This is a genomic window from Microbacterium sp. zg-Y1090, assembly GCF_030246945.1.
In the GTDB taxonomy this organism is placed as follows: Bacteria; Actinomycetota; Actinomycetes; order Actinomycetales; family Microbacteriaceae; genus Microbacterium; species Microbacterium wangruii.
Window position 1 is genome coordinate 1,681,117 of the sequence record NZ_CP126742.1, and the last position, 15,676, is coordinate 1,696,792.

Here is a 15,676-nt window from a genome sequence, read left to right on the forward strand (position 1 = left end):
GCGCGACCGGGCGGTGCGACCGGCGGGTCAGGAACCGAAGGGCTGCCGCGTCGCGATCACGGTCACGAGACGCTCCAGCGCGAACACGGGGTCGCGCGAACCGCCCTTGACCTCGGCGTCGGCGCGTGCCGCGGCCTGGATCGCCATGCCCAGCGACGACTCGTTCCAGCCCATCAGGTCGCGTCGAGCCCGGTCGACCTGCCAGTCCTTCAGGCCGAGCCGCCCCGCCAGAGCCGCGGACGGCTCGCGGTGCCCAGCGACCTTGGCCATCGTGCGCAGCTTCATCGCGATCGCCGCGACCATGGGCACCGGGTCTGAACCGGATGCCAGTGCCTGCCGCAGCGCCAGCAGCGCTTCGCCGTAGCGCCCGGCGATGGCCGTGTCGGCCACGGTGAACGCCGAGGTCTCCACGCGTCCGCCGTAGTAGCGGGTCACGATCGCCTCGGTGATGTCGTCGGGAACGTCGACGATGAGCTGCTGACAGGCGGCGGCGAGCTCCGTGAGATCGTCGGCGAAGGCGGAGACGAGAGCGCGCAGCGCAGCCGGCGCGATGCGCTTGCGCGCGGCGGAGAACTCCCCCGCCGCGAAGTCGTACCGGTCGCTGTCACGTTTGACGGCGGGGCACGCGATCTCGACGCCGCCACCCGTGCCCGCACGGATCGCGTCGAGCAGCTTCTTGCCCCGCACGCTTGAGGACGTGTGCCGCAGCACCACGGTCGCACCGTCCTGCGGGTGGTCGAGGTAGGCGATCGCCTCGGTGAGGAACGTGTCGGAGCACTTCTCCACGCCCGAGACGCGCACGAGCCGGGGCTCGCCGAACAGCGACGGCGACGTCACCCCGAGCAGGGTGCCGGCGGCGTAGTCGTCGGCGCGGATGTCGGTGACTTCGAGGCTCGGATCCTCGGCGCGCAGGTAGTCCCGCACGCCGGCGATCGCGCGCTCCGCGCAGACCTCCTCGGGACCGGAGACGAGGACGATGGGCGCCGGTTCGGGGTTGCGCCACGACAGCTGCCGGATCTTGCTCGCCGCGGCCTTGCCTGCGGGCTTGCGCGCGGTGGGTCTGCGCGCGGGGGATGCCATGGCTCCAGCCTATCCCGGGGCGTCGACACCGTCGGAGGCGTGTTCCCGCCAGACCGCGAGCTCGCCGTCCCTCACCGTCACGGTGACGATGCCATCGCGGTCGGTGCGCGCGATGACCGCTCCCCCGTGCTCGAGGAGATCCAGGATCTCGGCCCGAGGGTGCCCGTAGTCGTTGTCCCCGACGGTGACCAGCGCCAGCGCCGGCCGCAGCTGTCGGTACAGCCGCTCGGCCTGGTCGGCGCTGCCGTGGTGGGCGACCTTGACGACGTCGTACCGCGGCAGCAGGACACCGGAGGCGGCGAGGGCGTGCTGCGGCTGCTCCGACAGATCGCCGAGGAACAGCGCGGATGCCGTCTGGGGCACCGTCACCTCTATCACCACCGAGGCGTCGTTGCCGGAGGGGAAGGCGACGGAACGCGCGGGCGGCCACAGCACGCGCCACGACGCGTCGCCCAGCTCGCCGCCGACACCGACGGAACCGACGGCCACCTGGGCGCCCCCAGCGGCGAGCACCTGCAGCACCTGCGAGGCCGCGGCATCCGGCACCGGCCCGTGCACGACGGTGTCGACGCGGCCCGTCACCGCCGACACGCCCGCGACGTGATCTGCGTCGAAGTGGGTGAGCACGAGCAGGTCGACCCGGTCGACGCCGAGGCGGCGCAGACACGCCGTCAGCGGCTGCGGATCGGGTCCGGCGTCGATGAGCGCCACCGCGCCACCGGATCTCACGAGCACCGCGTCCCCCTGTCCGACGTCGCACGCGGCGATGGTCCACCCGCCCGGCGTGGTCGCGGGGGCCGCGACCCCCGCGAGCAGGGCCGAACCGATGCCGACGCCCGTGAGCCCGGCCAGCCCGACGGCCGCCACGCGTCGCCCCACCCGGGCCCGCGCGGTCGTCCCCGGCACGAGGCATACGGCCACCACCGCAGCACCCACGAGCGCCAGCGCGCCCACCCCCGCACCGCCCTCGATCCACGGCACGGCGGCACCGGGCAGACCCGAGAACGTCGACGCGGTCCCCGCGATCCACGAGGCCGGCACCCACGCGATCGCCGCGAGTCCGGCCTGCAGCACGGGCAGCGGCGCGGCCAGACACGCGGCGAGCCCCACCACCGTGGCCACGGGCGCCGCCGGTGCCGCGAGCAGATTGGCGACGACGCCGTAGAGCGGCACGGTCGGCTCCACGAGGATCAGCAGCGGTCCGCAGGCCAGCTGCGCCGCCAACGGCACCGCCAGCGCCAGGGCGAGCGGGCGCGGCATCCATCGTGCGATTCCGTCGGCCAGCGGCCCCGACAGCAGCAGCAAGGAACCCGTCGCGGCCGCCGACAGCGCGAACCCGATCTCGCCCGCCAGCCACGGGTCGGCCACGAGCAGCACGATCACCGCGAGCGACAGCACCGACATGCCCGCCCCGACACGTCCGAGCAGCACGCCGAGCATCGCGATGGCCGCCATGACCGCCGCGCGCACGACACTGGGTTCGGGTGTCACGAGCACGACGAAGCCCGCCAGGGCGCCCAGTCCGCACCCCACCCGCACGCCGCGGCGCACGCCGCACGCCGCGGCCGCCGCGAAGGCGATCCCGACCACGAGCGCGCAGTTCGCCCCGGAGACAGCGGTGAGGTGCGAGAGGGACGACGCCTTCATCGCGGCATCCAACTGCTCGCCGACCGCTGCCGTGTCTCCCACGGCCAGCCCAGGTACGAGGCCGCCGCCAGGCGGGGGCAGCCCGGATGCCACGCCCACGAGACTTCGCCGGAGATCGGCGGCGGTCTGCAGTCCCCCGCGCGGCGGATCGATCACCCGCATCCCGTCCGCCGCGCGCACCACCAGCACGGCACGCTCCCCCGCGTCGGCGCGGAAGGCGGTCCCCGTGATCTCCACGCGCGCGCCGGGAGCGAGCGCATCCCGACCCTCCACCGCCGCGCCGGTGCTGCGCACCGTGACCGGCAGCGACACGATGTGCGTGTCCCGCCCGATCATGATCCGCTCGGCGATGGCGTCGAACCCGAGGCCCGCACCGGAAGGCTCCACTTTGCCCGTCACGATGGCCACGACGCGCAGCGCCCGGCCACCGTCGACCTCGAGGTGCGCCACACCGCGCCCCGGTTGCGCCAGCGCCAGGTGCGAGAGCACGGCAGCGGCCGCCGCGCAGCTGAGAGCCGCGACACCGGCCGTGGCACGGATGCCGGATCGAGGTGACCGCGCCGCCGTCACGAGCGCCGCCAGGCACAGCGCCCACACGATGAGCGCCGACACTCCCGCAGCGGATGCCGCGGAGGCGCCGCCGAGCGCGGCCACCCACGCACCGACGGCAGCGGGCACGAGGCGAAGATCGCGGCGCCGCGCCCGCCGCAGGTTCACAGCGTCACCAGGTCGCGCAGCGCGGCGAGCATCTTCTCGCCGATCCCCGGAACGGCCAGCAGGTCCTCGATGCTCGTGAACCGACCGTTCTGCTCACGCCAGTCGAGGATGCGCTGCGCCAGCGCCGGGCCGATCCTCGGCAGGGTGTCCAGCGCCGTCAGGTCGGCGGTGTTGAGGTTGACCCGGCCGTCGCCGCCACCCGCCGGCCCGGCCGGTCCCGCAGCGCCGGCGGCTGGCGCCTCGCCGACGACAGGCACGTGCAGCTGCTCGCCGTCACCGACCGGCCGCGCGAGGTTCACCGCGGCCCGGTCGGCGTCCGCACCGAACCCGCCGGCCGCAGCCACCGCGTCGACGACGCGGGCGCCGGACTCCAGCACGTAGAGCCCCGGCGCGGCGACCGCTCCCGACACATGGACGTACACGGCCGACGCGTCCCCGAGCACCGACGGCCCGGCGTCGGCGCCCGCCGGCGTCTGCGCGATCGTCACCGTCTCGACCGGGGCGGTCGACGTGCGCAGGATGCCGATGGCCACCGTGACCGCCAGCGCGAGGATCACGACGACGGTCACCGCGCCGACGCCGAGACGTCGACGGGCGGACGGTGGGGAGCTGTCGCCGATCACCCCGCCACGCTAGGGACCACCGGATGGCGGCGATCCGCCCGTCCGGCGAGTCGTGGAGATCCCGCTCGGCCGCGCGCCGGTGCAGAAGACGAGGTGATGGATGCCGCCGCACGGATGCCCCGTCGTCGGCGGCTGCCGCCGCACAGCTCCCCGTACCGTGACTGAACGAGCACGCACCCGACCCCGTGGCCACGACATACGCGCGAAACCTCGCCGTGACCCCGACGTCGCCGCCCTCTGCGATCCTGTCAGCAACCAGACCCGGAAGGCCCCCGATGCACCACCGCCCCACCGTCCTGCTGCTGCACGTCCGCGACGCGCGACCGCACGCCCCGCAGTTCCAGCAGCAGCTGACGACGCTCAACGACGCCACCGTCGCCGCCGTCGAGGCGCTCGGTGGGACGGCCGAGCTCGTCGCCGCCGCCGATGTCGCGGAGTCGACGGTGCGAGAGCGCGCGCGGCGCGCCGACGCCGTGGTCGTGCTCGGCGGCGAGGACGTGGATCCGGCGTTCTACGACGGCCCGCGCGACTACCCCGGGTCGGGCTTCCACGAGCCGGTCGCCGACCGCGTCAGCATCGCCGTGATCCGGGATGCCGTCCAGCACGGCATCCCGCTTCTCGGCATCTGCCGCGGGCTGCAGCTCATGAACGTCGCGCTGGGCGGCACCCTCGTTCCCGATATGCACGGCCACCGCTCCCTCGACGGCGACCCGTTCGTGCAGACGCGGGTGACGGTCGAGCGCGAGGGCGCCGCGGGATCGGTCGCCGGGGCGGGACCGGTGCTGTGCACGCATCACCAGGCGATCGACCAGGTGGCTCCCGGCCTGTCGGTGCTGGTGCGCGCCGTCGACGGCGTCGTGGAGGCGGTCGCCCACGACACCGCCCCGATGCTGGGCGTGCAGTGGCATCCGGAGCACCCCGACACCGCGCTGACGCAGGTCGGGATGCTCCTTCGCGATGTGATGAGCCGGGGCTCCGCGGCGAGGTGAGGGGCGATCCGCTCAGCGGGTGCTGAAGCTGACGACCTTCGGTGCCCGCACGATGGCGCGGGTGATCTCCCGCCCGTCGAGCGAGCGGACCACACGGTCGTCGGCCCGGGCGAGCGCCTCGAGTTCGGCGGCGTCGATGCGGGCGGAGACCTCGAGCGTCGCCCGCACCTTGCCGTCGATCTGCACGGCGACCTTGACGGTGTCCTCGACCAGCAGAGTCGGGTCGGCCTGGCGCCAGGGAACGAGGCCGACCGACGGCGCGTAGCCGAGGATCTCCCACATCTCCTCCGCGGTGTGCGGGGCGAAGAGGTCCAGGATCAGCGCGGTCACCTCGGCGGCTTCGCGCACGGCGGGGTCGGCCGCGCCGGCCCCGGCGTCGATCGCCTTGCGGGTCGCGTTGACCAGCTCCATGAGGCGTGCCACCACGACGTTGAACTTCGTCTGCTCGAGCAGCCCGGGCGCATCGGCGAGCAGGCGGTGGGTGATGCGGCGCAGCGCGACGTCGCCGTCGGCCCACTTCACGTCGGGGCTGCTGGTGACATCCCGAGCCACGCGCAGCGCGCGGGCCAGGAACTTGGCGGCGCCGACGGTCGAGACGTCGGCCCAGTCCTTGTCGTCCTCGACCGGCCCCGCGAACGCGAGGCCGACGCGGAGGGCGTCGGCGCCGTGGGCGTCGAGCTCCTCCTGGAAGAGCACCAGGTTGCCCTTGCTCTTGGACATCTTGGCGCCGTCGAGGATCACCATGCCCTGGTTGATCAGGCTGGAGAACGGCTCGGTGAAGTCGACGTGCCCCATGTCGTACAGCGCCTTGGTGATGAAGCGCGCGTACAGCAGGTGCAGGATGGCGTGCTCGACGCCGCCGATGTAGAAGTCCACCGGACCCCAGCGGTCGGCCTCGCGCTGCGAGAACGGCTGGGTGGTGTCGCCCGGCGAGAGGAACCGCAGGAAGTACCACGAGCTGTCGACGAAGGTGTCCATCGTGTCGGGGTCGCGGCGGGCGGGCTCACCCGTCTCGGGATCGACAGTGGTGACCCAGTCGGTCGCGGCACCCAGGGGCGACGAACCCTTGGGCGTGAGGTCCAGTCCCTCGCGCGAGGGGAGTTCGACCGGCAGCTGCTCGTCGGGCACGGGCACGATGCGCCCGTCCTCGGTGTGGATCATCGGGATCGGCGTGCCCCAGAACCGCTGACGGGAGATCAGCCAGTCGCGCAGGCGGTAGGTCTTCGCGGCACGGCCGGTGCCGGCGGCCTCCAGCAGGTCGATCGCGCGGGCGATGGCGTTGCGCTTGCTCAGGCCGTCCAGCGGTCCGGAGTTGATCATGCGGCCTTCGCCGGTGAGCGCGACCCCGGTCTTCACCGGGTCGGTCTCGTCGGCATCCGCGCCCGGATCGATCGGCACCCCCTCGTCGTCCAGCTCGATGACGGGGATGGCTCCGGTGACCGGGGCCGAGGTGTCGACGACCACTCGCACGGGCAGGTCGAACGCGCGGGCGAAGTCCAGATCACGCTGGTCGTGAGCGGGCACGGCCATGACCGCACCGTGGCCGTAATCGGCCAGCACGTAGTCCGCGGCCCAGATGGGCAGGCGCTCGCCGTTGATCGGGTTGATCGCGTAGCGGTCGAGGAAGACACCGGTCTTGGGGCGGTCGGTGGCCTGCCGATCGATGTCGGTGGCCTTCTGCACCTTCTCCAGGTAGTCCTGGAAGCGCATGCGCACCTCGGCCGAGGCGCCGGCGGCCAGCTCCGCGGCCAGGTCGGAGTCAGGCGCCACGACGAAGAACGTCGCGCCGTGCAGCGTGTCGGGGCGCGTGGAGAAGACGGTGACCTTCTCGGCGCGACCCTCGATCTCGAAGTCGATGTCGGCGCCGATGGAGCGTCCGATCCAGTTGCGCTGCATCTGCAGCACCTTGTGGGGCCAGAAGCCCTCCAGCTGGTTCAGGTCATCCAGCAGCCGGTCGGCGTAGTCGGTGATGCGGAAGTACCACTGGGTCAGCTTCTTCTTGATCACCTCGGCGCCGCAGCGCTCGCAGTGTCCGTCGACGACCTGCTCGTTGGCCAGCACCGTCTGGTCGACGGGGCACCAGTTGACCGGACTCTCCTTGCGGTATGCCAGGCCCCGTTCGTACAGCTGCTGGAACAGCCATTGGTTCCAGCGGTAGTACTCCGGGTCGCTCGTGTGCAGCACCCGGCTCCAGTCGAAGGAGACGCCGTACTGCTTGAGGCTCGCCTTCTGCTGGTCGATGTTGGCGTAGGTCCAGGCCCGCGGGTCCGCCCCGCGCTTGATGGCCGCGTTCTCGGCGGGCAGGCCGAACGAGTCCCACCCGATGGGGTTGAGCACGTTGTAGCCGCGGTGGCGCCAGAAGCGGGCGACGATGTCGGAGTACAGGTAGTTCTCGGCGTGCCCCATGTGCAGGTCGCCGGACGGGTACGGGAACATCGCCAGCACGTACTTGCGGGGGCGCGTGTCGTCGTCGCCGCCGGCCCGGAAGGGGTCGTCCTGCTCCCAGCGGCGCTGCCACTTCTCCTGGATCGCGTGCACGTCGAACGCGCCGGCGTCGCCGGCGGTGTCGGGAGGAAGAGTCTGAGACACGAGGAAAGAGCCAATCGTGGGGGTCGGGTCGGCGCGGTGCGCGTCGACCCAGATTACCGGAACGCGCTATGACCAGCCTGGAGGCAGGGTCGCGCCCAGCGCCGCCAGCGGTGCGCGGGCCTTCAGCCCCACTTCCGCCACCTCGGCGGAGGCGTCGGACCCCCAGGTGATGCCGCCGCCCGCGCCGACGTACGCGCCGCCCGGATGAAGCACGATCGAGCGGATCACCATCGCCAGATCCAGCGCCCCGTCGGCCCCCACCCAGCCGAAGCATCCGGCGAACACCCCCCGCGGGCCGCCCTCCAGGTCGTGCAGGATCGTCATGGCCGACCGCTTCGGCGCCCCCGTCATGCTGCCGGCGGGAAAGGCCGCGGCCAGCAGGTCGCCGACCGTCGCCTCGGGCCGCAGGCGCCCCGCAACGGTGCTGACCAGCTGGTGCACCGCGGGGTACGACTCCACCTCGAGCAGCCCGTCGACCGCGACCGTCGCCGGCAGGCACACCCGCGACAGGTCGTTGCGCATCAGGTCGACGATCATCACGTTCTCGGCGCGCTCCTTCACACTCGCGCGCAGTTCGGCGGCACGTGCCTCGTCGTCAGCGGCGTTGCGCCCCCGCGGGCGCGTGCCCTTGATCGGACGCGTGCGCACGACCCCGCCGGCCGCCTCGAGGAAGCGCTCGGGGCTCGCGGAGACGAGCGCGACGTCCCCGCTGCGGATGAGACCTCCGTGGTGCGCGGATGAGGTCGAGCGCAGGCGGCGGTGCACCGCGACGGGGTCGAAGGGCGTGGATGCCGGCACGTCGAATCGGGTCGTGAGGCACAGCTGATAAGCATCGCCGGCGCGGATGGCAGCGCGGCAGCGGCCGATCAGGTCGGCATAAGCAGCGGGGTCCACCCGCGCCGACGCGGTGGCGGGCGCGGCGTCAGACAGCGGCGCAGCGGATGCCACGGCGTGCGCGGGGGCCGCCGACGCTTCGGCATCCGCCGCCCAGCCGGACGCCTGCAGGGCGAAGTCGTCGAGGTCCGATGCGGGGGCCACGGCCCACATGCGCCGTCGGGAGTGGTCCACGGCGACGAATCGGCCCGCCCGCAGCCACATGCGGTCCGGCACGGTGGCGTCGGTCACGGCGGGTGCGCCCGCACCTGCGGCGGCGCCGTCGTAGCCCAGCCAGCCGACCCATCCGCCGTGGAATGGCCCCCACTCCCCGGCGGGAGACGCTGCGGGAGTGGGCGCGCCCAGCGCCAGGGCATCGACGACCGCCGGGTCTGTCTCCGGTTCTCCCACCCCCAGCCAGCTCCACCCCTCGGTCGCGTCGGGGCCGGCGTCCAGCCAGAAGGCATGCGCGGCCCGGGACGGCCCGGCGGCGAACAACGCGGCGGGGTCGACCCACGCCAGCGGGCGGGCGGCCACGGCGGGGAGCATCTTCTCAGGCTAGGGGTGGCGGGGCGGCTCTAGGCTCAGAACGTGAACGAGATCCTCACCTGGCTGCTTGACGCGGTTCAGAGTGTCGACCCCGTGCTGCGTACCGTGCTGGCGGGTGTCGCGATCCTGCTCGAGACGAGCGTGCTGGTGGGTCTGGTGGTCCCCGGCGACACCGTCGTGATCGTTGCGGGCACCGCGGTGGGGTCGCCCGTGGAGGGCGTGCTGCTGGTGATCACGGTGATCCTCGGCGCGCTGGCCGGCGAAAGCATCGGATTCTGGCTCGGACGGGTGCTGGGGCCGCGCATCCGCTTCTCTCGCTTGGGTGCGAAGCTCGGGGAGCACAACTGGCAGCGAGCCGAACTGTACCTGCGCCGACGCGGTGGACCCGCGATCTTCCTGTCGCGATTCCTGCCGGTGCTGCACTCGCTCGTGCCGCTGACCGTCGGCATGAGCGGCTTCGCCTACCGACGCTTCATCGCGTGGACCCTGCCGGCCTGCACCCTGTGGTCCGTGCTGTACGTGGGGGTGGCCGCCGCGGCTGCGGGCACCTACCGCGAACTCGCCGATCGTCTGCACTTCGCGGGGTACATCTTCGTGGGCATCATCGTCGCCTTCTTCGTGCTGGCGTACCTCGCCAAGCGGATCATCGCGCGTCGGGAGCGCCGCCATCTGCACGTCGACGGAGCGACGGACGCTTCGCATGCCGAGGAGGGCATGCGAGACTGAACAACACGATGCCTGGCACCGACCCCGCACCCCCACGCCCGAAGACGCTCTGGATCGCACGTCTGGAGTACAGCTTCCATTCCTGGCGCGAGCGCCGAGCGCGACGTCGGGGCAACCGCGCCACCGTCGCGGCTTTCCCCGGCTACGCCGGCCCTGACTGGGTGCGCGTGCTCGGGCGGGTGCTCATCGTTCCGGCGGTGCGCACCGACACCCGCGGCGAGTATGCCGGTGTGCGCGGCTGGCGCAGCTTCGCCAGCGTGCCGGTCGGCTTCGCCCAGGTGACGGTGGAGATCGACGGTGTGGAACACGAGGTCGTCGCCGATCGCGGGGGTGTCATCGACGCGACGCTGCCCGCCACGCTCGCCGCGGGATGGCAGCCGATCAGGATGTCCGTCGAAGGCTGCGATCCCATCGAATCTCGCGTGTTCGTCGTCGCGCCCGAGGTGCGCTTCGGCGTCGTCTCCGACGTCGACGACACCGTCATGGTCACCGCCCTCCCCCGCCCTTTCGTGGCGGCGTGGAACTCGTTCGTGCTCGACGAGCACGCCCGCCAGCCCGTCCCGGGCATGGCGGTGCTGCTCGAGCGCATCATGCGCGAGAACCCCGGCTCTCCCATGATCTACCTCTCCACCGGAGCCTGGAACGTCGCCCCCACCCTCATGCGATTCCTCCGCCGCCACGTCTTTCCGCCGGGGGCGATGCTGCTCACCGACTGGGGCCCCACGCATGACCGTTGGTTCCGCAGTGGCCGCCTGCACAAGCAGCAGAACCTCGACCGCCTGGCGCGGGAGTTCCCGCACATCAAGTGGCTCCTCATCGGCGACGACGGTCAGGCCGACGACGCGATCTACACCGCCTTCGCCGCGGCGCACCCGGACCGGGTGACCGCGGTCGCGATCCGGCGGCTCTCCCCCACCGAGGCCGTGCTCGCCGGCGGCCGCACGGTGGTCGACGACCACTCGGCGGCGGGGGTGCCCTGGGTGACCGACTCCGACGGCGCCGGCCTGCTCGACCGACTCAACGACGTCGGAGTGCTCAAGCCCGAGCCGCCCGCCTGAGGACGCCTGGCCGCGACTACCCTCTACCGCGCGCGGATGGCCTCCGAGAGCACACGCCCCTCGGCACCTGCGGGCGGCGCATAGCCGAGAAGCGCCGCGATGGTCGGTGCCACGTCGATGTGCCGCGGGTCGACCGGCACGCCGTTCGGGCGCACACCGGCTCCGGCGAGCACGAGCGGCACCTCGAGGTTGCGACTCGTCCCATGGAGTCCGGAAGCATCGGCAGGAGTGGCGCCCAGCGACCATCCCTCGACAGGCTCGATGACCAGCTCGCCGTATTTCGGCGACATCTTCAGTTCTCGTTGCTCCGACTTGTCGTACACAGCGGCGATGTGGGGCAGCGCCGACACGGCGCGGTCGATCCTGCTCGCGGCGACGGGGTCGGCAGCAGCCTCACCGATCAGATGCAGCGATCCGACCCCTCCCACGACGACGACGACATCGGTCTGCGGCTGAGGTGAGCGCCCGGCAGCGAGCATCTCCACGTCGTATCCGAGCGCCGATATCGCTGCGAGCAGTTCCTGCTGCATCCCCTGCGTGAACGTGCTCATTCCGTGGTCACCGGTGATCACGAAGGCCGTTCGCCCGTAGATGCCGGCATCCTTCACCGCTTGCGCGAGTCGACCGATCTGCTCGTCGACGTCGGCGAGGGCTGCGGGCAGACCGGCGGCAGCGGAGCCGTCGGCGTGACCGAGCACGTCGAGGGTGTCGCAATACACCGCGATCAGGTCGGGGATCCCGCGGGCTCTGGTCATCTGCCCCCCACTGTCGACCGCTTCGCCCCGCAGCACGGCGACCGCATCGTCCGTTCGCTCGCTGCACGCGCCGCCGGGCTGGGTGTAGAGGCCATCCGGGTCGCCGTACGTGACGCCATAGCTCTGGAGGATGAACCATTGCGCAGACATGACCGTGCCGCCCTGTTCCCGGATCGCCTGAGCAATGGTCGGTACTGCGAGGTCGCGCTGCTGGCTGCGCGCGGTGCCCGTGTCCGCATCGAACCAGTAAGCGGTGTTGAGGTGACTGGCAGGCCATGCACCGGTCGCGATGGACGCCCAGGACGGGTTCGTGATGGAGGTCATGACCCCCGTCGACGTGGTGAGGCTGCCGCGCTTGGCGAGATGAGTCAGGTTCGGCATCTGCGCGTCCTCCAGGTACGCCGCGTCGAAGCCGTCGAGGGCGATCAGCACCACATGCTCAGCGGGCGGCGGGGGTGCCGCGCTGGCTTGGCCGCCGCTCAGTCCTGCCACGGTGACACCGGCGATGGCCAGCATCGAGAGGGAACGGGATCGGATGCGCATCGATCTGACTCCTGTACGTCTGCCGAGACACCGGGGGAACCGGATGGCCCGACCGTGACGTCCGTTGTGTCGGGGGTCAACCCGCTGCGGTCGGCGTGCAAGGAATCGCGATCGTTGCCGCGACGAGTGACGGGAAGCGCCACGCCCGACATCCACCGCACCCCATGGCGGTTCCTTGCGCAAGCACGGCCACGGGTGGCGATCCCTCTCAAAGCGTCCACCGGGCCTGGTCACCCGTGCGGCCTGGTCGGTTGGGTGCAGGAAGGCGATCGGCGACGAGGCGGAGTGTGGCGATGGTGGAACCAGCGGTCGGGACGAGCGGCGAACAGCGCGGTGTGAGCAGGCGGGGCTTCCTGGGGCTCTCAGCGGTCGGTCTGGGGGCAGGCATGGTCGCGGCCGATGCTGGCCTCTGGCCGGGTACTGCCGTCGGCGCATCACCGACCGGCGCAGGCGCCAGCCCCTTGAGGTTCGTGGTGCTGACAGACACACACGCCAACGACGAAGAAGCCGACAGGATGGCCAACCTCCGGCGGGTCTTCGCCGCCGTTGCCGCGGAGGACCCGCAGTTCGTTCTGCATTGCGGGGACATCACCGACTTCGGCGACGATTCGGGATTCGAGGCGTATCGCGCATCCATCCCGGCCGCGCTGTGGGATCGGATCCGTCATACCCCGGGGAACCACGAGATCCGCTGGGACGTCACGGCCAGGGAGCGGTTCCGCCGCTGGTTCGGGCCGACCAGCTACAGCTTCGATGTCGGCGGCGTGCACTTCCTGGCGCTCGACCCGACTCAACTCCTTCAGGAGCCCGGCCTGTTCGGCGATGACCTCGAAACGATCCGGCGCGACCTCGAGGGCGCGGGCGCGATGCCGAGCATCATGTTCCTGCACTACCCGCTGTCCGGGCGCAACCACTACGTCAACGATGCCGATGCGCTGCTGCGCACCATCGAGCCCTACCCGGTGCGTGGAATCTTCGCAGGTCACATCCATCGCAACGAAGTGGACCGCTTCAACGGGCTGACCCAGGTCGCGGCGATCAACACCCGCAGTGGTCCGTTCTACCTGCGCGTCACCGAGCGGGCCGACGGGCTGGCGCGGGTCCTGGTCGTGGAACAGGTCACCCTCGGAGCTTCGGATGCCGATGCGCCCACCGCTGATCTCCTCGCTGAGATCCCCCTGAACGCCGGACCGGGCGAGACGGCAGGACCGGTGCGCGCGGGAGCACGTATCGAGCACGACCGCGTCGCTCTCAGCGCCATCGCCGGCCCGGGAGCGGTGGACGTCTCCGCTCAGCTGTACGCGCAGGAGCTGTTCGGCGCTGTCGGCGACCGCGAATGGGTTCCCCTGAACCGCACCGGCGGGTCATGGAGCGGCGCCCTCGACGCGACCGCACTGCCGCCAGGGGTACATCGCATCAGATTCCGAGCCGCTGATGCGAGCGGCGCGTTCTGGCACGAGACGGTCACGGTGGAGCGGCGCGGACGATCGATCTCGATGCCCAAGTGGGAACTCGCACTCGGCGGACAGATCCAGGGTGCGCTCGCCGCCTTCGGCACCACCGTCGTCGCCGCGTCCACGGCGGGGAACGTCACCGCCCTGCGCATCACCGGTGCTGCCCGGCACGTGATGTGGGAGCGCAACCTCGGAGCGGTCCACCGCGCAACGGCTTTCACCACGGATGGGTCCATGGTGATCGTGCCCTCGGCGGACCACACGCTGACCGCACTGGATGCCGCCCGCGGCACCACCCGCTGGCGAACGGACCTCAGCCGTCCCGTGATGTCCACGCCGGCGGTGTTCAACGTCGGCGGCGCTGACCGCGTCGTCGTCGCAGCCGGTGATCGCCTGTTCTGCCTCGACGCCCGAGGTGCGGTGCTGTGGGAGTCCGAGGTGCCACGACTCTCTGCTGGGCGCGCCGGGTCGGACGGCAGCCGCGTGTACGTGGGAGCGGGCGATGGGCGAGGCTACGCCTACGATCTCAATACCGGGGCCCCGTTATGGTCGGTGCTCACGAACACCAGGCCAGACACCTACCGGCAACTGATCTACGGCCCGTGGGACGACTGGATCGAGGTCCTTCCGACCGGAGCCGTGCTTTTCAGCACCGTGACGAACGCGATCGCCGTGGACCCCGTCACCGGCGCGGAGCGATGGCGCCTCGACGGAAGCTACATTTACGCACCGGGTGTCGCCCTTCCCGACGGAGGCCTGCTGCTGACGACGGAATGGGGCGTCGTGGATCTCATCGACCCGGCGACGGGAGTGAGGCTCTGGAGTGCACAGGCTGTGCCTCGGGCGGTGAACGCCGGACCGGTGCGAGACGTGCGGAGCGGGCGGGTGTGGCTCGTCGGCGTCGGCGGACAGCTCACCGCCATCGACCCGGCGACCGGCGATGTCACGGTGGATCGCCAGCTCTTCACCGCGAACACCTTCTCGACGCCGGTCATCGTCGGCCGACAGCTCATCGTCGGGGCGCAGGACGGTGTGATCCGCGGCATCACGGTCTGAGCTCTGCGCGTACGTCGCCTGGCGCCGTCCTCGCCAATCCCGCACGCTTGACGGATTGCAGCGCGACCGCGACGTCGGCATGCTGCAGACCGGGCAGGCTGCCGACGGTGTCCGAGATGAACGTGTAGAGGGAGGCATCGGAGGGCAATGCGACCTCCCCGCACAGGTTGCGATCCCCCGTCGTCGCCGCCATCATCAGCACCGCAGGATGCTCCGCGAGGAGCTGTCCGGCGTGCCCGAGCTGCGTCGGGTTGACGTTGAGCGAGACGAAGGCGTTGACGGGCAGCCCGATCCGATCGGGTTCCACGACGGTGCGCATCCGCAGCGCGCCGGACGCCATCATCGTCTCGGTCCGCCGCCGCACCGTGACGGGGTTGGCGCCGCACAGCTCGGCGAGCCGCTGCCAGCCGAGTCGTCCGTCGCGCGCGAGGAACCCCGCGATTCGCTCGTCGAGGGCGTCCGTCGTGGCCGTCCGATCCGGAAGCGGATCATGCCAGGGGTCCAACCGCTGACTGCGCAGCCGTTCGACGAGCTCGTCCGCCAGGAGAGCGGGCAACCAGCTGTGAGGAGTCGCGAACCGACGAATCACCTGGTTGCTCCAGACGGCGAGGACGCCGTCGAGTGCAGGCAGCTGTTCCATGGTGATCGCGAGGAGGTGCTCGTTCGTCGCGTAGCTGATCTCTGCGATGCAGTCGACGCTGCCGCTGAGAAGCTTCACCGAGCCGCACTCCGGCCAGACGGCGAGGCTTTGCGCTGATCGGTAGGCCTCGCCCGGACGGCAACGGAGCCGGACGAACAGCGATCGGGTACGCCGGGTGGCTTCCCCGTCGAGCACGCCGACGACCCGCACCGTTCCCTCGCCGAGCAATCTCGCCACGCGGCGAGAGACCGTCGCCTCCGAGCTGTAGACCACCTCGCTCACCTGCGCGTTGCTCGCACGGGGGAACGCCAGTAGCGCTCCAACGATGCGCTTATCGAGATCATCCACGGATGCACCTTTGACTCACGGATAGGGTG

11 protein-coding genes are annotated in these 15,676 nt (G+C 71.5%); 4 read left to right on the forward strand and 7 right to left on the reverse strand.

Annotated elements, in window-relative coordinates:
- Positions 1-27: 27 nt before the first annotated feature.
- The 3 genes from holA to QNO26_RS07935 are packed head-to-tail and all read right to left on the reverse strand — an operon-like array spanning position 28 to position 4,064.
- Entirely contained in the window at positions 28-1,080 is a 1,053-nt protein-coding gene (gene holA, locus QNO26_RS07925) for a DNA polymerase III subunit delta (RefSeq protein WP_257530745.1), read from the reverse strand.
- A 9-nt stretch (positions 1,081-1,089) separates the two neighbouring features.
- On the reverse strand, positions 1,090-3,405 hold the full coding sequence (locus tag QNO26_RS07930; protein WP_257638391.1) for a ComEC/Rec2 family competence protein: 2,316 nt from the start codon (positions 3,403-3,405) through the stop codon (positions 1,090-1,092).
- Between the two features lie 35 nt (positions 3,406-3,440).
- Positions 3,441-4,064 carry a ComEA family DNA-binding protein gene (locus QNO26_RS07935; RefSeq protein WP_257531710.1) on the reverse strand — a complete coding sequence of 208 codons (624 nt, stop codon included), beginning with the start codon at positions 4,062-4,064 and terminating at the stop codon, positions 3,441-3,443.
- A gap of 278 nt (positions 4,065-4,342) precedes the next feature.
- Here QNO26_RS07935 and QNO26_RS07940 point away from each other — a divergent pair, with 278 nt between their 5' ends.
- The gene (locus tag QNO26_RS07940; protein ID WP_257530740.1) at positions 4,343-5,056 is read left to right on the forward strand and encodes a gamma-glutamyl-gamma-aminobutyrate hydrolase family protein; all 714 of its coding nucleotides are present in this window, start codon (positions 4,343-4,345) and stop codon (positions 5,054-5,056) included.
- Between the two features lie 12 nt (positions 5,057-5,068).
- Here QNO26_RS07940 and leuS read toward each other — a convergent pair whose 3' ends face one another.
- Entirely contained in the window at positions 5,069-7,645 is a 2,577-nt protein-coding gene (gene leuS / locus QNO26_RS07945) for a leucine--tRNA ligase (protein ID WP_257530738.1), read from the reverse strand.
- A gap of 66 nt (positions 7,646-7,711) precedes the next feature.
- Entirely contained in the window at positions 7,712-9,067 is a 1,356-nt protein-coding gene (locus QNO26_RS07950) for an anthranilate synthase component I family protein (protein WP_257638392.1), read from the reverse strand.
- A gap of 42 nt (positions 9,068-9,109) precedes the next feature.
- Between QNO26_RS07950 and QNO26_RS07955 the strand changes: the two genes are divergently transcribed.
- Positions 9,110-9,793, forward strand: coding sequence for a DedA family protein (locus tag QNO26_RS07955; RefSeq protein ID WP_257530734.1), 684 nt, complete (start codon positions 9,110-9,112; stop codon positions 9,791-9,793).
- Between the two features lie 8 nt (positions 9,794-9,801).
- On the forward strand, positions 9,802-10,851 hold the full coding sequence (locus QNO26_RS07960) for an App1 family protein phosphatidate phosphatase (protein WP_257530732.1): 1,050 nt from the start codon (positions 9,802-9,804) through the stop codon (positions 10,849-10,851).
- A 23-nt stretch (positions 10,852-10,874) separates the two neighbouring features.
- Here the strand turns inward: QNO26_RS07960 and QNO26_RS07965 are convergent, their stop codons facing one another.
- Positions 10,875-12,149 (reverse strand): alkaline phosphatase family protein, encoded by a 1,275-nt coding sequence (locus tag QNO26_RS07965; RefSeq protein ID WP_257638393.1) that lies wholly within the window; start codon positions 12,147-12,149, stop codon positions 10,875-10,877.
- Positions 12,150-12,622: 473 nt separating this feature from the next.
- Between QNO26_RS07965 and QNO26_RS07970 the strand changes: the two genes are divergently transcribed.
- Positions 12,623-14,659, forward strand: coding sequence for an outer membrane protein assembly factor BamB family protein (locus QNO26_RS07970; RefSeq protein ID WP_257638394.1), 2,037 nt, complete (start codon positions 12,623-12,625; stop codon positions 14,657-14,659).
- Here the strand turns inward: QNO26_RS07970 and QNO26_RS07975 are convergent.
- On the reverse strand, positions 14,649-15,647 hold the full coding sequence (locus QNO26_RS07975; RefSeq protein WP_257638395.1) for an Lrp/AsnC family transcriptional regulator: 999 nt from the start codon (positions 15,645-15,647) through the stop codon (positions 14,649-14,651). The two genes, QNO26_RS07970 and QNO26_RS07975, sit on opposite strands and share 11 nt — an antisense overlap.
- Between the last annotated feature and the right edge of the window lie 29 nt (positions 15,648-15,676).

Coding starts and splice junctions, on each gene's coding strand:
- holA (WP_257530745.1), bottom strand. CDS start 1,080: ATGGCATCCCCCGCGCGCAGACCCACCGCGCGCAAGCCCGCAGGCAAG.
- QNO26_RS07940 (WP_257530740.1), top strand. CDS start 4,343: ATGCACCACCGCCCCACCGTCCTGCTGCTGCACGTCCGCGACGCGCGA.
- QNO26_RS07950 (WP_257638392.1), bottom strand. CDS start 9,067: ATGCTCCCCGCCGTGGCCGCCCGCCCGCTGGCGTGGGTCGACCCCGCC.
- QNO26_RS07960 (WP_257530732.1), top strand. CDS start 9,802: ATGCCTGGCACCGACCCCGCACCCCCACGCCCGAAGACGCTCTGGATC.
- QNO26_RS07965 (WP_257638393.1), bottom strand. CDS start 12,149: ATGCGCATCCGATCCCGTTCCCTCTCGATGCTGGCCATCGCCGGTGTC.